This window comes from Dysgonomonas sp. HDW5A (genome assembly GCF_011299555.1).
Lineage (GTDB): Bacteria > Bacteroidota > Bacteroidia > Bacteroidales > Dysgonomonadaceae > Dysgonomonas_A.
The window spans coordinates 2,478,180-2,497,469 of the sequence record NZ_CP049857.1; the positions used below are offsets into that span (position 1 = coordinate 2,478,180).

Consider the following 19,290-nt stretch of genomic DNA (forward strand, 5'->3'; position numbering starts at 1 on the left):
TCCTTTTTTATTTGTGTAAAGAATGTATCGAAAACTTGAAATTGCTATCTTTTCTTATTCTCGTTTTTCGAGGGTCTTCCTGTTCTTTGTCCAAATACGCAATTCTCGGAGAGATAAGAATGAGGCAATTTCTTCTTGTTTGATCTCTATAGTTTGCCTATAAATGCAGTCTCCTGTGGCGTTTAAATAGGCTTTTGTTGACCTATTTTTATGATCTTTTAGCTAGAATAAGTCTTGCTTTTGTCTCAGTTTAAAAGTGTTTTTCTACTCGTTTTAAATTCGTTTTCTTGTTTTTTAATTCTTTGTAATTATAGTAGTATGTCTATCTATAATATTTGCTCATTTTTAATTAATATACTTTTATATAAAAGTGGTTGTGTGTTCTTGGGTGTGTTTGTAATTGCTTGTTTATAATGCGTTTATCTTAGTCTCTTTCTTTCAAATAGTCTTTTCGAGATTGTTTGATAAACAAGGACGCTGAAAAAACAAAGTCCGGATGCAACTAAGAAAAGTACCTCAAAAGAGTATATTCCCGATATGTATCCACCCACTAACATACCTAATGCTAAACCTAAATCGAAGCCTACTAGATATGTAGAATTAGCTGTTCCTCGTTGATTGTTCTCTGCCATGTTTATATAGAGTGTTTGAAGTGCAGGAAACATCATCCCAAAACCTATTCCGATGAATAATCCGGATACACAAAAGGCAACAATATTATGGATTAAGGCAAAGCCTAAAAATGCGATGGCAACAATTCCCATTGCCGAAGTATTAACTAAATGGATGTATCCTTTATCTACCATACGTCCAGAGAAAATGCGGGAGACAATAATCCCTCCGGCCCAGAATAAGAAAAATATACCGGCGTTAGGTATATTTATTTGTTTACCATATTGAGCCACGAACGGTCCGATAGTGCCCCATGCGAAACTCGGAAGCAATTGGTTTAGAAATATGGGCCAGGCAGGGAGTAAAAAGAACCGATCAAAAGATACCTTCTCTCGTTCCAGCTTTGGACGTTCGGGTGCTTTGATAAATGATGCAGCTGCAATCCCGAGGATTCCCATAAAGATGGCACAATACAGCAAAATCTGGAAACTATAGTTCTGATAGATGTGAATCGCAATAAAAGGGCCTATAGCCATAGCTACGTTCATGAAAGTGCCAAAGTATCCTATTCCCTCTGCTCTTCGCTCAGATGGCACTAAATCGATTGCAAGAGTGCTTGACGATACGGTTGATAATCCCCAGGTAATACCATGAAAGAATCTAACGATTACAAATACAAAGATGGTGACCGCATAAAAATACCCGAAAAATATGGCAACATAACAGATAAAGCTAATCAACAGGATTTTTTTTCGGGAATATAAATCGACCAGGTAGCCCGAGAAAGGTCTGATCATCAGAATTGCAATGGCATACGATGCAAGCACAATTCCCGTTTTGGTTTGCGGAACGCCCAGATGTTCGGTGATGTATAGAGGGATGGAAGGCATCAGCAGATTAAAGGAGCATGCCATCAGGAAATTTGCTACGCAAACGTTCAGATAACTTAAAGTCCACAATTTAGGTTTAGAAGACGATTCCATATTTTATTCTTTATTGTCCGAGATTATAGAACGATATAAATTATTTATGACAATCACTAGCTTAAATAGTTAGCGTTAAATATTTAATGCGATATTTCATCAGCATAACTGTCTCTAGTTGTTATACTTGCCAAAGCAATAAAAAGGTCTGTGGCCTTAGTTATACAATAGGGTGACAAGAGTTACAAAAAGTAAACAAAAGTGACCGGTAAATGATGCATAAGTGTCACTTTTGTAGATTTTATAAGTGTTTGTAATTCAGATCCCTATTTTCAAAAAGGTTACAAAGGTTACAAAAGTGACACTTTTTTACGAGTTATATTTTCTCTTGCTCATGCTTGTTACTTTACTTATATTATAGATAAACAATTCAACTTAGTTGATGATTCGCATTATTACTGAAATCATAAATAAGGTCTGAGACCTTAACAAAATCAGCATATATTTTGTTTCTGTTTTGCACAACGAAGTTATAATCTTTTCTTCAAAGAAACAGGAGTTTATAGAAGGGAAAATGCGTATATTTTGTACCAATCAAGAAAAAGGTTTATTTTTGTTTAAATATCAATCTCAGAAAATGCAAGCATCACTTATTCTTATCCCTGTTCCATTAGGCGAAACTCCCATTGAGCAGGTTTTACCTGATTACAATAGAGGACAGATTCTTTCCATAAAGTATTTTATTGTTGAGAACATACGTTCGGCACGTCGTTTCCTGAAAAAGACAGATGCTTCGATAAATATTGATGATCTTACTTTTTATGAGTTGAACAAGCATACGAATCTGGAGCAGATAGAAGCTTATCTTCAACCCATTGCCAATGGCTATTCAGTAGGTGTCATCTCGGAGGCCGGATGCCCGGCTATTGCAGATCCCGGAGCGGATATTGTTGCCATTGCCCAACGCAAAAACATTAAAGTAGTTCCCTTGGTCGGCCCTTCATCAATCTTGATGTCATTGATGGGCTCAGGCTTCAACGGACAAAGTTTTGCTTTTCATGGATATTTGCCCATTGATGCAGGCGAGCGCCTTAAGAAGATCAAGCAACTTGAGCAACGTATATACAATGAGCAGCAGACCCAGTTGTTTATCGAAACGCCTTACCGAAATCATAAACTGGTTGAAGACCTCATTAAAAATTGTACGCCTTCTACTAAGCTTTGCATTGCCATGAATATTACATGTGAAGACGAATATATCAAGACTCTCTCCATTAAAGAGTGGGCAAAGCGATTGCCCGATATGAACAAGAAACCATGTATCTTCTTATTATACAAATAAAGGATTGAAACCTTTTGGCTTTTTTAGCTATACGGTTTCTAATCATATTAAATTACTTACAATCTGATAACTTAAAACGAATATGAAAATCAAAAACATCGGATTAATTTTTCTAATTTCTTTCTTTTGTACAGCATTGTATGCACAACAAGAAAAGTCAGCATCTAATAACGAACCGCTACGTTTAGGAGTTGTAGGATTATCTCATGGACATCTGTGGGAGGTAATAAGCAGGCTCGATCGGAATGATTTTAAAGTCGTAGGAGTTGCCGAAAAAAATACGGCATTGTGGAATAACAAAGCTTTAAAAGAAAAAGTAGCGAGCGATCTGTTTTTTCAGGATCTGGATGAAATGCTTGTAAAAACCAAACCTCAGGCTGTTATTGTTTACGAGAGTATTTACGATCATCTGAGAGTTGTGGAAGCTTGCGCAAAATACGGAGTGCATGTGATGGTCGAAAAACCATTGTCAACGAATGTCAAAGACGCTAAGCGAATGCTCGATCTGGCGAAGGAAAATAATATCTTCCTTTTGACTAATTATGAAACAACTTGGTATCCAACCATACACAAAGCTTATGATATGATACAGGATGGTTTTGTAGGCAATTTATCCAGAATTAATATTTATGACGGGCATGGAGGTCCAATTGAAATAGGCTGTGGTCCCGAATTTACAGACTGGCTGACCGATCCTGTATTGAATGGGGGAGGTGCTGTTATCGATTTCGGATGTTACGGAGCAAATATCAGTACATGGATGATGAAAGGAGAGAAGCCCTTATCGGTCTATGCAGTGTTGAAACAACAGAAACCAAATGTTTACCCCAAAGTTGATGATGATGCAACCATTGTAATCGAATACCCCAAAGTAACTGTAGTTGCTATGGCATCCTGGAATTGGCCTATTTCTCGTAAAGATATGCACATATATGGCGATAAAAGCTACATATATCAGGACAATAAAACTTCGATGCGTGTTTATCAGGATGAAAAAGAGACCCGATTGGATATTCCCGAAATGGTTGCTCCATATAATGATGCCTTCCTTTATTTGAAGGCTGTTGTAAATGGAGATATTTCCGTTAAACCAGATGATCTTTCGGCTCCCGAAAACAATCTTACAGTGGTCGAGATTCTGGAAGCTGCCATTGAGAGCAGCAAGACAGGTAAGGCTGTAAAATTGCAATAAATATTTGTAAATAATGAGCCGGTTATAAGGCTAAAATATAGCTATAAATTTTATTCATTACTAAGATATGAAATTCGATCCTGAATTTAAGAATGCAATTTTGCAATTACCGTCTAAAGAAAAGGACAAACTCCTTTTGCGATTGCTGAAACGAGATGTGATTTTAGCAAACCAATTGCATTTTGAACTGATAAGCGGTGACAGTGTTCAGGATCGAAGAACCAGAATGGAAGCTCATATAAAACAGAAAATAGAGTGGGCAACAAATCGTTTCTCTTCTTTAGACTCTCTGCTGGTTGATATTCGTTCACTGAGTGCAGATATTACCGAAAATGTGAAGATAACTAAAGATAAATACGGCGATGCAAGTCTTAATTTGTTGATGTTAAATGAACTGTTGAAAAACAATAATGGCAGAATAGCAAAGTCGAATCTTAAAAAGACCTCTGCAATAAGCATATATATAATAGCCCGGATTTTTAAAATACTCATATCAATCAAAGCCTTGCATGAAGATTATCTGATTGAGTTTGAAGCGGGATTAAACGAATTAGCACAAGCAATCGAAAAAAATCCGATACTGCTGAACATGGCTATTAATACCGGAGTGGATATTAATTGGCTTGCAGATGCTGAAATTCCGGATAATATAGCAGAAATACATAAAGAAATCCGCTCGAAAGGTCTTTTGAAGCGGAATGTCAAAATGTTCTAATTTGTAGAGACACAGTTGTGTTTAATGATGTATTTTGCTATTTCTTAAATATTCAATTACTGACAGATTCCTCCAGCTCTTTAAATGATATTTCAGATTTATAGTTGAATTCATGGATAGGCCACGATTGAAAAATGGTCTCTACATTCAGGTTGAAATTTCTGATAGCTTCATATAACCCTTTTTGTCTGCTGCTCGCTTTTCGGGTGGGTCTGCCATCGTTGGGTATCCATACCAAATCACCTTCGAAAATTACTTTTTCTGCCGGAAAATAGAATATGAGATAATCTTGGGTGTGGTGTGAATATTTTCCGATATTGATAATTTGCATCGAGTAATTATCATCAGTAATAGTTCTGCTTTCCCCCAGTATATTTATTTTCAGAGTTTTTCTATCCAATTGTAAACTGTCGGGGTTCAATGTACGTGGATTCCTTGCTAAGAAAGATACATAATCAAAGTCGCCCATTGCAGATAGAATGGTTGCCTCGTCGTGAATAAAAGGTCTTACTCCTCCTAAATAATGAGGGTGATGATGCCCGAAAGCGAAAAACCGAATGGGTTTATTAGGGAAATTTTCTTTAATAGTACTGATTATCAAGTTTCCATTCTCACTATTGAGAGGTGCTTCGGCTACTAATACGAAGTCTTTAAATGCTACAACTAAACTTTTGCTGTCGGTATGTTCCGTGTATAAGAAATAGATATGCTCATTGTATCTCTCCAAACTAATTTTACGAGTAACAGGTGTTTCCTCGCTGAGAGAATACCGTGGAGGCATTGTTAGCAATACAGGAAATTTGTCCTCTATCTTAAATGAATGAAGTTGAATAGTATCTCGCAGCTTTCCGTCTATTTTTGAGATTAAAATCTCTTGAGGAATAAATACGGATTGCAGGTTTGTATAGTGATATTCGAAGGTTGAGTTTACATCCCCAAAGAAATCGTCATTTTCCAGAATACTTATTTTATCAACTAAATCAGTCGTTTTATTGATAAAAAGCCGCACTCTCGCTTTGCTGATTGTTTCAAGATAAATATTGTATAGTGAATCCCTGCCTGGCTCTAATCTTGTTTTTCTGTTTTTGAAATATTCCAATAAAAGAGTAGGGGTGTATCTTGCTGTTTGGTACAATTGTCGCTGATGCTGATCTACTGTAACTGTCGATAATGTATCACTTCCATAATCAGAAACCAACATGGTTCGTTGATTGTATTGTAATAAGGAAGATTCAACTTTCCCGTTAATGGATCTCGTCTCTTTTTTATATAAACTTTGAGGTGTGATCCAAATCTTGCCTGTAGTCTCGTACAAAGTTTTATCCCAAGGAGCATAACTGTGTTCTAATTCATTCCTTTTCTCTGTAAATGAAAACGTTACAACCTTATTCCGAATTGGTCTGTTTTGTTTTTCCCACGATCGGTTTAAGTTCCCTTGTCCGTATATGTTTAAAAAGGAGCAAAGGAAAATAGTTATTATATATGATGCGTATTTCATTCTGTATGTTTTATGAATATCAAAGTGTAGCTGTTCTCGCAAATATAGATCAATGTGTTTAAAGTTGATGTTTTCTTTGATCTTTGTTTGAATTTCTTCCCTGAATGTTTCTTTTTGATTTTAATTGTGATTTTATTTTGTCTTTATGTGTTTTGTTTGTATTTTTGTGTGTGCAAATGATTGTTTGTGGTTGGTTATTCTTTCTTTATGTTTGTGTTTTGGGTGAAACCGCATGATATTGAGATTCAAATAAACAAAGAAATACGTTATAAGGGTATACGGAGATATGGAAAACTATAAAAACGAAGTGTTTTTAGGAGAGTTCTATTTATGGTATTGCAAGGTGTGTTTGGCTTCTTTGTAGTTGGATATATTTCCCGTATCCTTTATCTAGGATATGAATTGAGTTTGTAAAATCAGTTTTTTACAGATGTACTGAGTAAAATAAAAGATTTAATGAAACATTTAAAGAATGTAACTATTTAGCGTTGTTTTACTTACCAAAGCAACCAATAGCTCAGCGAACCTAATACTTATTTAATGCTATGAAAAGGAGGCTATTATCAGATGTTTGGTATAGCCTCTTTTACTTTTATCTTTGTTACTTGTTTTTGTTGTATACCACGAATGTGTGTGCATACTTGTTTTTATCATCAGCTTCGTTATTGAGCCGAGAGCTTTCAATCCACTTATTTACATCTATATTCGGAAAAAAGGCGTCTGTGCCTTCGAATGTGTGATGAATGTTGGTAATGTATAGTTTATCAGCAAATTCGATGGCTTTAGCATATACTGTCGCTCCTCCGATAATGAAAACCTCCGACTCCTCTTTGCACAAAGTAATCGCATCTTCTAATGAATCTGCCATCTCACATCTTTCAAGTTGCAAATTCTCATTTCTGCTTAAAACAATATTTCGGCGGTTGGGTAATGCCCCATTGGGTAGAGACTCGTAAGTTTTTCTCCCCATAATCACTGTGTGACCTTGTGTAACGCTTTTGAAATACTTCAGGTCGTTGGGCAAATGGCAAAGCAGCTGATTGTCTTTGCCGATAGCGTTCTTTTCGTCAATTGCTACTATAATGGATATGATAGGCATATGTTCTTATTTTAATAAAAGACTTTATAAAACGATATTCTTAGCTTCGTTCCAAAGAATATCCATCTCTTTGAGTGTCATCTCTTTCAGATTTCGTCCCTGCTTTTTAGCTTCTTGCTCTATATGGTTGAATCTGTGTATAAATTTTTGATTGGTACGTTCTAAAGCATTGTCAGGATTAACTTTGTATAGTCGGGCTGCGTTTATAAGACTAAAAAATAAGTCTCCGAATTCAGCTTCCATCTTATGGGTATCCATAGAGCTTATTTCAGTTTCCAGCTCGTTTATCTCTTCTTTTACTTTAGACCATACATCTTCTTTCTCGTCCCAATCGAAGCCTGCATTGCGAGCTTTATCTTGTATGCGATGTGCTTTGGCTATAGATGGCAGAGAAGCGGGTACACCTTCGAGTACAGTTTTGTTTCCTCCCTTTTCTTTTAGCTTCAATTGTTCCCACGATTGTTCAACCTCGCCTGCTGTTTTTGCAGCGTCATCTCCAAATACATGAGGGTGGCGGTAGATGAGTTTGTCACAAAGCGAATTGCATACATCAGCAACATCAAACTCGCCTTTTTCTTCACCTATTTTCGAATAGAAAACAATATGGAGAAGTACGTCTCCCAGTTCTTTTTTTATCTCCTGATTATCGTCTTTTATAATTGCTTCGCACAATTCGTAAGTCTCTTCAATGGTGTTTGTTCTAAGACTTTCGTTTGTTTGCTTTACATCCCAAGGGCATTTTACGCGTAACTCATCCATAATGTCGAGCAAGCGTCCAAAAGCCTCCATTTTTTGTTCTCTTGTATTCATCGTGATATTAATGAAAGAAAATAGCAGACTTATTACAATCTGCTATCTTCGAAAAGTGTGACTTATTTTTTATAATTATCGACTCCTGTTTTCAAGAAGTTTAAATATTTATCTACATTTTCATCGTATGCATAAGATGGACCGATGGGGTTACCTGCATTGTCTAGCAATACATAATAAGGTTGAGAATTAGTTCCGAATTTATGACGTTGCAAATAGCTCCATTTATCACCGATTGTTTTTAGCTTGGTGGTTTTGCCATTTTCTTCCACTTCTATCACTTCGGGTAGTTTCTCTTTGTCATCCACCATAAGAGTAATCAGTACATAATCGTTTTCCAGCGAATGTTTTACACGAGGATCAGTCCATACCGAAGCCTCCATTTTACGGCAATTTACACAACCGAATCCCGAGAAGTCAATCATAACAGGTTTGTTGTTTTTCTTGGCATACTCCATGCCTGCCTCGTAATCGTCAAACTTAGCATGCACGCTGCCTTCATATAAATTGAAATCCTGAGTGAAATGAGGCGGTGCAAACGCACTTACCGATTTCAGTGGAGCACCCCAAAGTCCGGGAACAAGATATACCGCAAAGGCAAGAGATATGATTGCCATAAACAATCGGGGTACAGATATGTATTTAAGATCGCTGTCGTGAGCAAATTTCAGTTTCCCCAAAAGATACAATCCTAATAATGTGAAAATTACAATCCATAGAACTAAGAATACCTCACGGTCGAGAATTCCCCATTTATAAGCAAGGTCTGCAACCGATAAGAACTTAAGAGCTAATGCAAGTTCTAAGAATCCCAGCACTACTTTTACCGAATTGAGCCATCCGCCCGATTTTGGCATACTTTCCAATAACGAAGGGAATATGGCAAATAAGGCAAAAGGAATAGATAATGCAAAGGCAAATGCAAACATACCTACCGCCGGAGCTATAATATCACCTGAGCTGGCAGCATCTACAAGTAAAGTTCCGATAATTGGACCGGTACAAGAGAATGATACCAAGGCAAGTGTAAATGCCATAAAGAATATGCTGATAATTCCCGTTGTAGAATCGGCTTTGCTATCTATTTTATTAGTCCATGAAGCGGGTAGTACCAACTCAAATGCTCCCAAGAACGAAATCGCAAAGAATACCAGTAAGCCAAAGAATATCAGATTGAATAAGGCACTGGTAGATAGTTCGTTCAATGCACTTGCTCCGAATATAGCCGTGACTAATAATCCTAGCAATACATATATTACGATAATAGACAAACCATATATAATGGCATCTTTAATGGCCTTGCCTCTGTTTTTCTTATTTCTTTTCAAGAAGAAACTTACAGTCATAGGTATCATAGGCCATACACAAGGAGTCATTAAGGCAATAAGCCCTCCAATAAATCCTGCACCGAAAATATACAGAAGCGATCTGTTAGATGTATCGCCTGCCGCACCAAAAGCTTTAACCTCTTCTATGACAGGAGTCCAAAGATTAGCATCTTGAATTTCTGTTGTTTGTGCCTGAGATATACTATCGTTGTTGGCTACAGTAGCTGTGTCAGCAATAGTTTGCGAATCGCTTGTCTGATCTGCAACAGCAGTGGTGCTTACTGTAACACTTGCAGGAAGGTTACCCGAAGTAAAGCTGAAATCAACAGGGATAGGAGGGGTACATTCTCTGTCATTACAAGCTTGTGCCCTGACATCACCTTTCAATACAAATTTGCTTTTGTCGGTTATTTTGAACTTTTGAACAAAAGTGGCTGTTTTTTCATAATACCCTATTTCCATCTCAAAGACTTTATCAAAATCTTTATGGAGTTTCGAGTTCACCGCGTGAAATGATCCCACAGCGACAGCACCTTTAATTTCATCAATGGATATGGATGTCGGAAACGGTCCTCCATCAGGTATTTGTGTGTCGTACAAATGCCATCCTGCAGCGATAGTTGCGTTGGCTACCAATTCTATTTCGCCATTGCCTTTGTCTGCTATACTCATTTTCCAGGACACAGGTCCATCGGCTAAAAGCTTTCCCGAAAAGAAAGACAATATAAATAGCAGAACTAATATTCCTTTTTTCATATATTTTATCTATCTGATTTTTGTAAGAAATACAAAGTTAGTAAAATGTGTATAGGATGATTCTCTGTTTGTCAATTTTTATATTGATTAAGATATATCTCCCGTTTTTTTAGTTTTTTGAGATAATAGGAAGAATCGGTATGAAAAAAATAGCTGACCGGAACCCGATCAGCTATTTATTGTGTATAGGGTATTTTATCCTATATAATATATCGATGTAAGAAAATACCTTTATTTACCGACGATCAGTTCAGTGCTGCGTTTGATGAAATTACTTAGACTTTCGCCCTTCAGCATATTGTTGGATAACAATGCCAGATCGACCAATTGTTTGATTACAGGATTTTCCGAAGCATATTTGCTTGCGGCCTCTGCATCTTTACCATCTACATCAGTAATAATTTGTTTTACCAATGGGTGGTTGGTGTTTATAACCATGGTGAAGTTGTCGGGCATTTCTCCGTAGAACGACATTCCTGTTTGCATGGCAGCCATTTCCTTCATACGACGAGTATACTCGTTTTGCGTAATTTGGATGGGTTGAATGTTTTCTTTCAAAGCTTTGTAATCGAATGAAAATTCTACTTTTTCGATTTTTGGCAATTGAGATTTGAAAGTTTCGTTCAATTCCTCTTTTTGCTTATCAGTCAAATCAGCATCAGCAATATCTTCTTTCTTAATCAGATTATCAACGATGTCACTGTCAACACGAACAAAGCGGCTCTTCTCGAATTTGCTTTCTAACATTCCTGCCAAATGCACATCCAATTGCCCGTCGAGTAGGAGAACATCATACCCATGATCTTTAGCGGCATTAATATATGAATACTGTTCGTCTTTGTTGTTTGTATACAGATATATCACTGTATCTTCTTTGTCGGTTTGGTTACCGGCTATCAAGGTTTTGTATTCTTCGAATGTGAATATTTTACCATCAGTATTCTTTAGTAAACAGAATTTTTGCGCACGGTCATAGAACTTTTCATCGGTAAGCATACCGTATTCAATGAATATTTTGAGGTTATCCCATTTTTCTTCAAACTGAGGGCGGTCATTCTTGAAAATATCTTCCAGACGATCTGCGACTTTTTTAGTGATATGCGAAGATATCTTCTTCACATTGTGATCACTTTGGAGATAGGACCTCGAAACATTCAGAGGGATGTCCGGCGAGTCGATAACGCCATGCATCAAAGTAAGGAATTCGGGAACGATACCTTCCACCGAGTCGGTAATAAATACCTGATTAGAATATAATTGTATCTTGTTCTTGTTTGGGTCTACATTACTCTTCAATTTCGGGAAATAAAGAATACCCGTCAATTTAAAAGGATAATCTACATTCAGGTGTATCCAGAACAAGGGCTCATCCGTAAACGGATATAAATCCTGATAGAATTTTTTATAATCTTCGTCTTTCAGGTCTGCAGGTTTGCGTGTCCATAAAGGCGTAGTGTCATTAATGACATTATCTTCTTCGGTTTCTACCGATTTTCCATCTTTCCATTCAGTCTTCTTGCCGAATACAATTGGAATAGGTAGGAAGCGGCAATATTTCTTAAGTAATTTGTCTATTTCGCCTTGTTCAAGGAAATTTTTATTGTCATCATCTATATATAATATAATGTCGGTACCTCTATCGGTTTTGTCCGATTTGCTTAGCGTAAACTCAGGAGTACCATCGCAGCTCCATTTCACGGCTTCAGCACCTTCCTTGTGAGAAAGGGTTACAATCTCAACTTGTTTTGAAACCATGAAGGCAGAATAAAAACCTAATCCGAAGTGACCGATAATTGCATTCGCATCGTTTTTGTATTTATCCAAAAACTCATTCGCTGATGAAAGAGCAATCTGGTTGATGTATTTGTTTATCTCCTCCTCTGTCATACCTATACCGCGATCCGATATAGTTATTGTGCCTTTTTCTTTATCCAGTGACACTCTTACCGAGATATCTCCCAGTTCACCTTTAAATTCACCCAGAGATGATAATGTTTTAAGCTTTTGTGTAGCATCTACAGCATTTGAAACTAATTCTCTTAAAAAAATTTCGTGATCGCTGTATAAGAATTTTTTAATAATGGGGAATATGTTGTCTGTAGTGACCCCAATATGTCCTTTTCTTTCTTCCATGATGTTATATTTTATATTTTGTTGTAATTCTAAGGAACGTTAAACCAAAAAGGATGCCATCTTGTGAGGGACTGTCATTTTGTCAAATGTTTATGATTAATTTCTATTCGTTAAGTTTGTTCATAGATGAAGTTTATGTCTTATTTTTTCTGAAATTGGTTTATTGTGTCACTATTTATATGTTTGTAAATTAGATTTTTATGATTTTTTTTAAAGGTGATTAATTTTTGTTTAATTAAAAAAACATCATTTTGTTTTCTTACGTCCGAAAAGATTGTATATTTGTGTTATAGGATTATCCGAATATTTTATGTATAATATAACGGTTGGTCTTTTTAACACTAGAAAACATACGGTTATGAAAAATGAAGAAAACAACGCAAACGGCTTCGAAGGCAAATTAATTGCACTTCAAAACAATATGATGAACTTTGCTCTAACCCTTACAACAAATAGAGAAGAGGCTAAAGATTTACTACAAGAAACAACGCTTCGTGCATTAGATAATAAAGAGAAATATTACGAAAATGTAAATTTCAAAGGATGGGTGTTTACAATAATGCACAATATATTTGTAAATAATTATAGACGTATTGTTCGTACGCAAACAGTTGTAGATCAAACAGAAAATCTTTATCATCTTAATTTGCCGCAGGATTCTGGTTTTGATACACCCGAAGGAGCCTATACTATTGCTGAGATAACAAAATCTATCAACAGTTTCTCGGATGAATATAAAGTTCCTTTCACAATGCATGTTTCGGGTTATAAGTATGAAGAAATAGCTCAAACCCTAACTTTACCTATCGGTACTGTTAAGAGTCGTATTTTCTTTGCCCGTAAGAGATTGCAAGAAATGTTGAAGGATTATAAATTCCAAGACAGAGAATAAGATTTTACTCTGTTATTATTAGTATTACCTTTGTAAATAATATAATGAGAGTCACACTTGAGTAATCAATGTGACTCTTTTTAATCAATAAATATCAGTTTATTTAAAATGAAAAAAAGTATTTTTTTAACCGTTTTGCTCTTTTTGTCCGTGGTTATGTTTGCTCAGGATAAAAATGATAATGCAAATAAAATAATTACTCTTACTGCCAAGTCATATGAGCAGGAAGTGTCAAAAGGGCTGGTTCTTGTCGATTATTGGGCTGTATGGTGTGGTCCGTGTCGCAAAATGGAGCCTGTCTTAAAACAAATTGCTGCCGAAACTGATGTAAAGGTAGGGAAGTTAAATGTTGATGATTATAAAGCTTTCGTCAGAACTAAAAATGTGCCGACAATTCCCACGATGATAATTTATAAAGAGGGAAAAGAGGTGCAACGACTTGTAGGAGTGTATACCAAGGAAGAGATACTGAAAGTTCTCGACAATTATAAATGATATAAATAAAAAGAACCGGGGATAATTAATATTATCCCCGGTTCTTTTTATTATTTCTTGATTATTCTCTTACGTAGATCTGTCTTTGGCGTCTTTTTGCTCACTTAATGTCACGAAATGCTCGATGTTACAAAGTTTCCTGTATATTATTAAATACAATCTTCAGCATTGAGCGTACTTGGTTAAGACCTTCCTGATCTATTCCTGCAAAAGCGTATTGCATGGTCTCATTGACAGCTTCATTGGCTTTCTCTTTGATGCTAGCTCCTTTTTCTGTCAAATATATTTGATTCGATCTCCGGTCTGCGGGTGTTGATCTGCGTTCTACTAGCTCTAATTTAGTGAGATTGTCCACTAAACGAGTCATGCTGGGTTTGTCTTTGAACGTTGCATCACATAGTGTTTGTTGAGAAACACCATCCTGACGCCATAAGAATGAAAGAACCGTCCATTGCTCCGGAGTGATATCCAAGCCGTGTTTCCGGAAATTACGGTACATTTTCCGATTAATAGCCATCGAGACCTTTCCGTTGATGATTGGGAAAATATACTCCAATTCTATTAATTCGCTATTTTCGTTCTCTTGATTCATATCTTTTGTTTTTCCCTTAAATTATGTCCAGATGATTCACAAAGGTATAATATCTTTAGATTAGATGAAATATTTAACTCCATATTTTGTTTTTAGAGCATATTATCTTACCTTTGCGGCTCGAAAAACTTTATTGTTTAACAAGTTTATATTAAATTATTTATGAATCATTACGAAACCGTTTTCATTTTGACTCCCGTTTTGTCTGATGTTCAGATGAAGGAAGCGGTAGAAAAATTCAAAGGCATTCTGACTGAGGAAGGTGCTACGATTGTTAGTGAGGAGAATTGGGGGCTAAAGAAATTAGCTTATCCTATTCAAAAAAAATCTACAGGATTTTACGCATTTGTTGAGTTTGATGCAGACCCATCGGTAATTGCTAAGTTGGAACTACAATTTCGTCGTGACGAAAAAGTTATTCGTTTCTTAACTTTCCGTCAGGACAAGTATGCTCATCAGTATGCTGAAAAAAGAAGAAATCTTAGATCAACAACTAAAAAAGAAAATTAATCATGGCACAACAATCAGAAATCAGATATTTGACTCCCCCTTCAGTGGATGTGAAGAAGAAAAAATATTGCCGTTTCAAAAAGAATGGTATCAAGTATATCGATTACAAAGATCCAGAATTCTTGAAAAAATTCTTAAATGAACAAGGTAAAATTTTGCCTCGTCGTATTACTGGAACATCGTTGAAGTTTCAACGTCGTATAGCGCAAGCTGTTAAGAGATCTCGTCACTTAGCATTGCTTCCTTACGTTACTGATATGATGAAATAATTAAAAAAAGGAGGAAAAAGATATGCAAGTTATATTAAAAGAAGACGTTGCCAATCTTGGTTACAAAGACGATGTAATAACTGTAAAAGATGGTTATGGACGTAACTACCTTTTGCCACAGGGGAAAGCTGTGATCGCTACAGGATCTGCTAAAAAGATGTTGGCTGAAAACTTGAAACAACGTGCTCATAAATTAGAGAAAATCAAACAAGATGCGCAAGACCTTGCTGCTAAACTTGAAGGCGTTACTCTATCTATCGGTGCAAAAACAAGTTCTACAGGAACAATCTTCGGATCTGTTACTAATATCCAAATAGCAGAAGCTTTGGAGAAAAAAGGTTATAGTGTTGATCGTAAGGTAATCATTATTAAGGAAGCTGTAAAAGAAGTTGGTTCTTATAAAGCTCTACTTAAACTTCACAAAGAAGTGTCAGTAGAAATTCCTTTCGAAGTAGTTTCGGAATAAGGACCTTTTATATAAAATAAAAATGGGCTGCTCTTTGAAAGGGCAGCCCATTTTGTATTATTAAATAGTGTGTGTTTATTGAATAAATTCGAGAATCAAAGAACATTGATCTACCATATTTGCATTACTGGCACTGGTTTCGTTAGTGCGTACTGTAATATTGTTTCCAGCCGTAAAAGTTAGAATAGATACAAACGTGGGGCTTATTCCCCAATTGTTGCTGTATCCCACAATACTTCCGTTCCATACCGAAGTCCCATTTACATATATATGCGGAGCAACCAGGTAAGGATTGTTACCTACTCTGTTTGTTCCCCAGTGTCCGGTTATAGTAACCCTGTATCTTCCCGAGTACGGAACCTGAATAGTCCCCGTACTGCTATTTGCGCTTCCTTGTAAAGCATTTGAGATTACACTTGTGGTGAAGTTGGTTAATTGGCGAATTGTGGTCGATGTCTGATATGTTATAGGCCAGCTACCGTTGAGTATGGCAAACCATGATCCTATAACCGATCCCCATGTACCTACTCCGTTTGCGTCCGACACGAGCATTTTACCTACTCCCTCTGTAGTGTCTGCTATTCTTATTGCTCCTCCTGCCGATTGGCTGATAATATCCAGCTTCGTTGTAGGGGCTATGGTTCCTATACCTACATTTCCCTGATGTGTTATAACTATATCGTCTGCAGCCTGAGCTGTTGAGATATTGCCTGTTGGAGGGTTTGTAGTTGCAGGAGTCGAAGCACCGTCTATGTGAAGTAGTGTTTTAGGATTTTCGGTGTTGATTCCTATTTGAGCCATGCATATATTGCATATCAATAGTGAAATGTATGTAAGGATTATTTTATTCATGATTTTTTATTTTACAAATTCTACAAAGAGAGTTAGATTTGATACCGCATTTGCATAACCTACCGAATTTTCTATACTGTAAACATCTAATACATCGTTTTGAGACAAGTATGCAAATGAGTAGTAGCTGACGTAAGGCGATGATGATATTTGCGTGTGTCCCAGTGAATGCGGTCCCCAAATGCTGCTGGTGTTTTTTCTGACAGCATAGTATCCGGCTATAAAATATCCGCTGGCTCTGTTCATTAGTGATGTGCCAAATAGGGTGAGTCTGTAAGCGCCTGTGTAGGGTATTGTTATGCTGCCGTTGGCGATGTTGATACTGCCCACACCGGGTTTGGATATGGTTCCACCCGTGAAGTTGATTTTTCGTGAGGCTGTTGTTGTCGTGTAAGGTAGATTTCCTCCTGTGAGCGAAGCATTCCAACTGCCTATTATATTTACCCAGGTAACTGTACCGGTTGAGCTGCTGGTGAGCACTTTTGTAACGCCTTCACTTGTATCTGCTATTCGGATTGCTCCCGGAGTTGAACTTATTATCTCCAGCTTTTTTTGCGGATTTATAGTTCCCACCCCTGTGTTGCCATAATTGTTTACAACAACATCGTCGCTAATATTGAGGCTGCCGTTTGTATCTCCACGGCTATCAATGTGCAGCAATCCCTGCGGGGATTGTGTGTTTATTCCCACTTGAGCTTGCATTAGCCCAATGAAGAATAATCCCATTATCAGTAAAACGATTTTTTTCATTGTTATTATTATATATTTAGTGTGATTTAAAAACAAAAGGCAGTAGCATGTAATCGCTACATACCACTGCCGGACATAGTTGTACCCTGGGTAAACATCATCATCTTCTTCTTGCTGATTTTGAACGACAACAAAAAACAAATCAGTTACATGAAGGTGTGTACCGAAACAACTATTGATATATTTATTGGGGAAATATTCGTAATGCGGTAAGCTTGTGTGCTTATGACGCGCAAACAAAAAAAGACGGAAGAGTCCGCCTAAAATACTTTCATTACTAACCTGCTTGTTGTTAGTTAGTCTCTCTCTCTCTCTCTTTCTAATATTTCAACGCATATATCCAAACCTAAATAGTTAAAATTTAGATCCTTGTAGACTGGTATGTTTGTTAAATTAGATGCCATTGTTTTTGTAAACAGTTATTTTACAGATGCAAATATAGAAAATATTTTTAGAATCAAAATCCTTTTATAAACATTGTAGCTGTATGTGGGTTGTTTTTGTTTTATCAGCACATACTTTTTTAGAATCAAAAAGAAGTCGTACTTTTGTGAAAAACAATAAATATATATAGATGAACTTTGTTGAAGAATTAAGATGGCGTGGTATGATTCAAGAAATTATGCCGGGTACAGAAGAACAGCTACAAAAAGAATTGACCTCGGGATACCTAGGCATCGATCCTACTGCCGATTCATTGCATATTGGTCACCTTGTAGGAGTGATGATTTTGAAACACTTTCAGCGTGCCGGGCACCGTCCTATCGCTTTGATAGGGGGAGCGACAGGTATGATTGGTGATCCATCTATGAAATCGCAAGAGAGAAATTTACTTGACGAGGAAACTTTACGTCACAATCAGGAGAGCATCAAAAAGCAGTTGGCTAAATTTCTGGATTTTGAATCAGATAAACCCAATAAAGCTTTGTTGGTAAACAATTATGATTGGATGAAAGATTTCACTTTTCTTGATTTTATTCGCGATATAGGTAAGCATATTACTGTAAACTATATGATGGCGAAGGATTCGGTAAAGAAAAGATTAAGTGGAGAATCATCCGAAGGAATGTCATTTACCGAATTTTCATATCAATTGTTGCAAGGGTATGATTATTTACATTTATATAGTGAATTAGGCTGCCGTATCCAGATGGGAGGATCGGATCAGTGGGGAAATATAACTACCGGTACCGAGCTGATTCGTCGCAAAACAGGAGGTGAAGCTTTTGCTTTGGTATGCCCTTTGATTACAAAAGCGGATGGAACCAAGTTCGGGAAGACCGAATCTGGTAATGTTTGGCTAGACCGTCGCTATACCTCTCCATACAAGTTCTATCAATTTTGGATGAATGTCAGCGATGAAGATGCTGCACGATATATAAAGATATTTACGTCCTTATCTAAGGATGAGATTGATGCTTTGGTTCTTGCACAGCAAGAAGCGGCTCACCTACGTCCCTTGCAAAAGAGACTAGCTCAGGAATTAACCGTAATGGTTCACTCTCAGCAAGATTATGAGGCTGCAGTAGATGCTTCGGGTATATTGTTTGGAAGTTCTACAGCAGATGCCTTGAAAACATTGGACGAAGAAACTTTGTTGCAGGTCTTTGAAGGTGTTCCTCAATTTGAAGTAAGCAAGGTAGAATTGGAGGATGGAATTTCTGCAATTGATCTATTGACACAGGTAACAACGGTTTTTCCTTCCAAAGGAGAGATGCGTAAGATGGTACAAGCAGGAGGTGTTATGATGAATAAAAATAAATTAGAAAATTCTGATGAAATTATTGATCATTCGTATCTGATTGACGGTAAATATATTTTGGCTCAAAAAGGCAAGAAAAACTACTATTTACTGATTGCAAAATAAAAAAAGTATAGCTTAGGTATTGCATATATCAAATGGATTATATACTTTTGTATCGCTTTAGAAAAGCAAATGTTTGTCTCATGGTGTAATGGTAGCACTGCAGTTTTTGGTACTGCCTGTCTAGGTTCGAATCCTGGTGAGACAACTGATTAAGAAAATAAACGATTGGATATCAATAAAGATATTCAG

General features: G+C 36.7%; 18 protein-coding genes. 9 read left to right on the top strand and 9 right to left on the bottom strand.

Features of this window, described 5'->3' with window-relative positions:
• Positions 1–419: 419 nt before the first annotated feature.
• A complete protein-coding gene (locus tag G7050_RS10315; protein ID WP_166114894.1) occupies positions 420–1,595 on the bottom strand; it encodes an MFS transporter in 1,176 nt (391 codons plus the stop codon).
• Between the two features lie 577 nt (positions 1,596–2,172).
• Here G7050_RS10315 and G7050_RS10320 point away from each other — a divergent pair.
• The 3 genes from G7050_RS10320 (at position 2,173) to G7050_RS10330 (ending at position 4,784) form a co-directional block, all read left to right on the top strand.
• A complete protein-coding gene (locus G7050_RS10320; protein ID WP_166117698.1) occupies positions 2,173–2,877 on the top strand; it encodes an SAM-dependent methyltransferase in 705 nt (234 codons plus the stop codon).
• 82 nt (positions 2,878–2,959) lie between these two features.
• Complete coding sequence (locus G7050_RS10325; RefSeq protein ID WP_166114897.1) at positions 2,960–4,069, top strand: Gfo/Idh/MocA family protein; 1,110 nt, start codon at positions 2,960–2,962, stop codon at positions 4,067–4,069.
• Positions 4,070–4,136: 67 nt separating this feature from the next.
• Entirely contained in the window at positions 4,137–4,784 is a 648-nt protein-coding gene (locus G7050_RS10330; protein WP_166114900.1) for a hypothetical protein, read from the top strand.
• 52 nt (positions 4,785–4,836) lie between these two features.
• On the opposite strand, the gene G7050_RS10335 is transcribed toward G7050_RS10330, so the two are convergent.
• The 5 genes from G7050_RS10335 to htpG all read right to left on the bottom strand — a co-directional run bounded on the left by G7050_RS10335 (position 4,837) and on the right by htpG (position 12,408).
• Entirely contained in the window at positions 4,837–6,282 is a 1,446-nt protein-coding gene (locus tag G7050_RS10335) for a hypothetical protein (RefSeq protein WP_166114901.1), read from the bottom strand.
• Positions 6,283–6,883: 601 nt separating this feature from the next.
• Positions 6,884–7,381: a dihydrofolate reductase gene (locus G7050_RS10340; protein WP_166114903.1), complete on the bottom strand. Its 498-nt coding sequence runs from the start codon at positions 7,379–7,381 to the stop codon at positions 6,884–6,886.
• A 24-nt stretch (positions 7,382–7,405) separates the two neighbouring features.
• Entirely contained in the window at positions 7,406–8,191 is a 786-nt protein-coding gene (gene mazG / locus G7050_RS10345) for a nucleoside triphosphate pyrophosphohydrolase (RefSeq protein WP_166114906.1), read from the bottom strand.
• 62 nt (positions 8,192–8,253) lie between these two features.
• Positions 8,254–10,275: a cytochrome c biogenesis protein CcdA gene (locus tag G7050_RS10350; RefSeq protein ID WP_166114910.1), complete on the bottom strand. Its 2,022-nt coding sequence runs from the start codon at positions 10,273–10,275 to the stop codon at positions 8,254–8,256.
• 231 nt (positions 10,276–10,506) lie between these two features.
• On the bottom strand, positions 10,507–12,408 hold the full coding sequence (gene htpG / locus G7050_RS10355; RefSeq protein WP_166114912.1) for a molecular chaperone HtpG: 1,902 nt from the start codon (positions 12,406–12,408) through the stop codon (positions 10,507–10,509).
• 358 nt (positions 12,409–12,766) lie between these two features.
• Between htpG and G7050_RS10360 the strand changes: the two genes are divergently transcribed.
• Both G7050_RS10360 and G7050_RS10365 read left to right on the top strand, forming a co-directional pair.
• The gene (locus G7050_RS10360) at positions 12,767–13,300 is read left to right on the top strand and encodes an RNA polymerase sigma factor (protein WP_166114916.1); all 534 of its coding nucleotides are present in this window, start codon (positions 12,767–12,769) and stop codon (positions 13,298–13,300) included.
• A gap of 108 nt (positions 13,301–13,408) precedes the next feature.
• Positions 13,409–13,795 (top strand): co-chaperone YbbN, encoded by a 387-nt coding sequence (locus G7050_RS10365; protein WP_221412797.1) that lies wholly within the window; start codon positions 13,409–13,411, stop codon positions 13,793–13,795.
• Between the two features lie 127 nt (positions 13,796–13,922).
• On the opposite strand, the gene G7050_RS10370 is transcribed toward G7050_RS10365, so the two are convergent.
• Positions 13,923–14,387, bottom strand: a complete 465-nt coding sequence (locus tag G7050_RS10370) for a MarR family winged helix-turn-helix transcriptional regulator (RefSeq protein WP_166114919.1) — start codon at positions 14,385–14,387, stop codon at positions 13,923–13,925.
• A 162-nt stretch (positions 14,388–14,549) separates the two neighbouring features.
• On the opposite strand from G7050_RS10370, the gene rpsF reads away from it, so the two are divergent.
• Genes rpsF through rplI form a run of 3 tightly spaced genes read left to right on the top strand, consistent with a single transcriptional unit; the run spans position 14,550 to position 15,632 of the window.
• Entirely contained in the window at positions 14,550–14,897 is a 348-nt protein-coding gene (gene rpsF, locus G7050_RS10375; RefSeq protein WP_166114924.1) for a 30S ribosomal protein S6, read from the top strand.
• On the top strand, positions 14,897–15,166 hold the full coding sequence (gene rpsR / locus G7050_RS10380; RefSeq protein ID WP_185099960.1) for a 30S ribosomal protein S18: 270 nt from the start codon (positions 14,897–14,899) through the stop codon (positions 15,164–15,166). Before rpsF ends, rpsR begins: the two co-directional genes overlap by 1 nt.
• A gap of 22 nt (positions 15,167–15,188) precedes the next feature.
• Positions 15,189–15,632 carry a 50S ribosomal protein L9 gene (gene rplI, locus G7050_RS10385; RefSeq protein ID WP_166114927.1) on the top strand — a complete coding sequence of 148 codons (444 nt, stop codon included), beginning with the start codon at positions 15,189–15,191 and terminating at the stop codon, positions 15,630–15,632.
• Between the two features lie 75 nt (positions 15,633–15,707).
• Here the strand turns inward: rplI and G7050_RS10390 are convergent, their stop codons facing one another.
• On the bottom strand, positions 15,708–16,484 hold the full coding sequence (locus G7050_RS10390) for a hypothetical protein (RefSeq protein ID WP_166114930.1): 777 nt from the start codon (positions 16,482–16,484) through the stop codon (positions 15,708–15,710).
• 6 nt (positions 16,485–16,490) lie between these two features.
• A complete protein-coding gene (locus G7050_RS10395; RefSeq protein WP_166114932.1) occupies positions 16,491–17,234 on the bottom strand; it encodes a hypothetical protein in 744 nt (247 codons plus the stop codon).
• Positions 17,235–17,808: 574 nt separating this feature from the next.
• Here G7050_RS10395 and tyrS point away from each other — a divergent pair.
• Complete coding sequence (tyrS, locus tag G7050_RS10400; RefSeq protein WP_166114935.1) at positions 17,809–19,101, top strand: tyrosine--tRNA ligase; 1,293 nt, start codon at positions 17,809–17,811, stop codon at positions 19,099–19,101.
• Positions 19,102–19,290 lie beyond the last annotated feature (189 nt).

Coding starts and splice junctions, on each gene's coding strand:
- G7050_RS10390 (WP_166114930.1), bottom strand. CDS start 16,484: ATGAATAAAATAATCCTTACATACATTTCACTATTGATATGCAATATA.
- G7050_RS10350 (WP_166114910.1), bottom strand. CDS start 10,275: ATGAAAAAAGGAATATTAGTTCTGCTATTTATATTGTCTTTCTTTTCG.
- G7050_RS10335 (WP_166114901.1), bottom strand. CDS start 6,282: ATGAAATACGCATCATATATAATAACTATTTTCCTTTGCTCCTTTTTA.
- rplI (WP_166114927.1), top strand. CDS start 15,189: ATGCAAGTTATATTAAAAGAAGACGTTGCCAATCTTGGTTACAAAGAC.
- G7050_RS10365 (WP_221412797.1), top strand. CDS start 13,409: ATGAAAAAAAGTATTTTTTTAACCGTTTTGCTCTTTTTGTCCGTGGTT.
- G7050_RS10395 (WP_166114932.1), bottom strand. CDS start 17,234: ATGAAAAAAATCGTTTTACTGATAATGGGATTATTCTTCATTGGGCTA.
- G7050_RS10360 (WP_166114916.1), top strand. CDS start 12,767: ATGAAAAATGAAGAAAACAACGCAAACGGCTTCGAAGGCAAATTAATT.
- rpsF (WP_166114924.1), top strand. CDS start 14,550: ATGAATCATTACGAAACCGTTTTCATTTTGACTCCCGTTTTGTCTGAT.
- G7050_RS10325 (WP_166114897.1), top strand. CDS start 2,960: ATGAAAATCAAAAACATCGGATTAATTTTTCTAATTTCTTTCTTTTGT.
- G7050_RS10330 (WP_166114900.1), top strand. CDS start 4,137: ATGAAATTCGATCCTGAATTTAAGAATGCAATTTTGCAATTACCGTCT.
- G7050_RS10315 (WP_166114894.1), bottom strand. CDS start 1,595: ATGGAATCGTCTTCTAAACCTAAATTGTGGACTTTAAGTTATCTGAAC.
- G7050_RS10370 (WP_166114919.1), bottom strand. CDS start 14,387: ATGAATCAAGAGAACGAAAATAGCGAATTAATAGAATTGGAGTATATT.
- G7050_RS10320 (WP_166117698.1), top strand. CDS start 2,173: ATGCAAGCATCACTTATTCTTATCCCTGTTCCATTAGGCGAAACTCCC.
- tyrS (WP_166114935.1), top strand. CDS start 17,809: ATGAACTTTGTTGAAGAATTAAGATGGCGTGGTATGATTCAAGAAATT.
- htpG (WP_166114912.1), bottom strand. CDS start 12,408: ATGGAAGAAAGAAAAGGACATATTGGGGTCACTACAGACAACATATTC.
- mazG (WP_166114906.1), bottom strand. CDS start 8,191: ATGAATACAAGAGAACAAAAAATGGAGGCTTTTGGACGCTTGCTCGAC.
- G7050_RS10340 (WP_166114903.1), bottom strand. CDS start 7,381: ATGCCTATCATATCCATTATAGTAGCAATTGACGAAAAGAACGCTATC.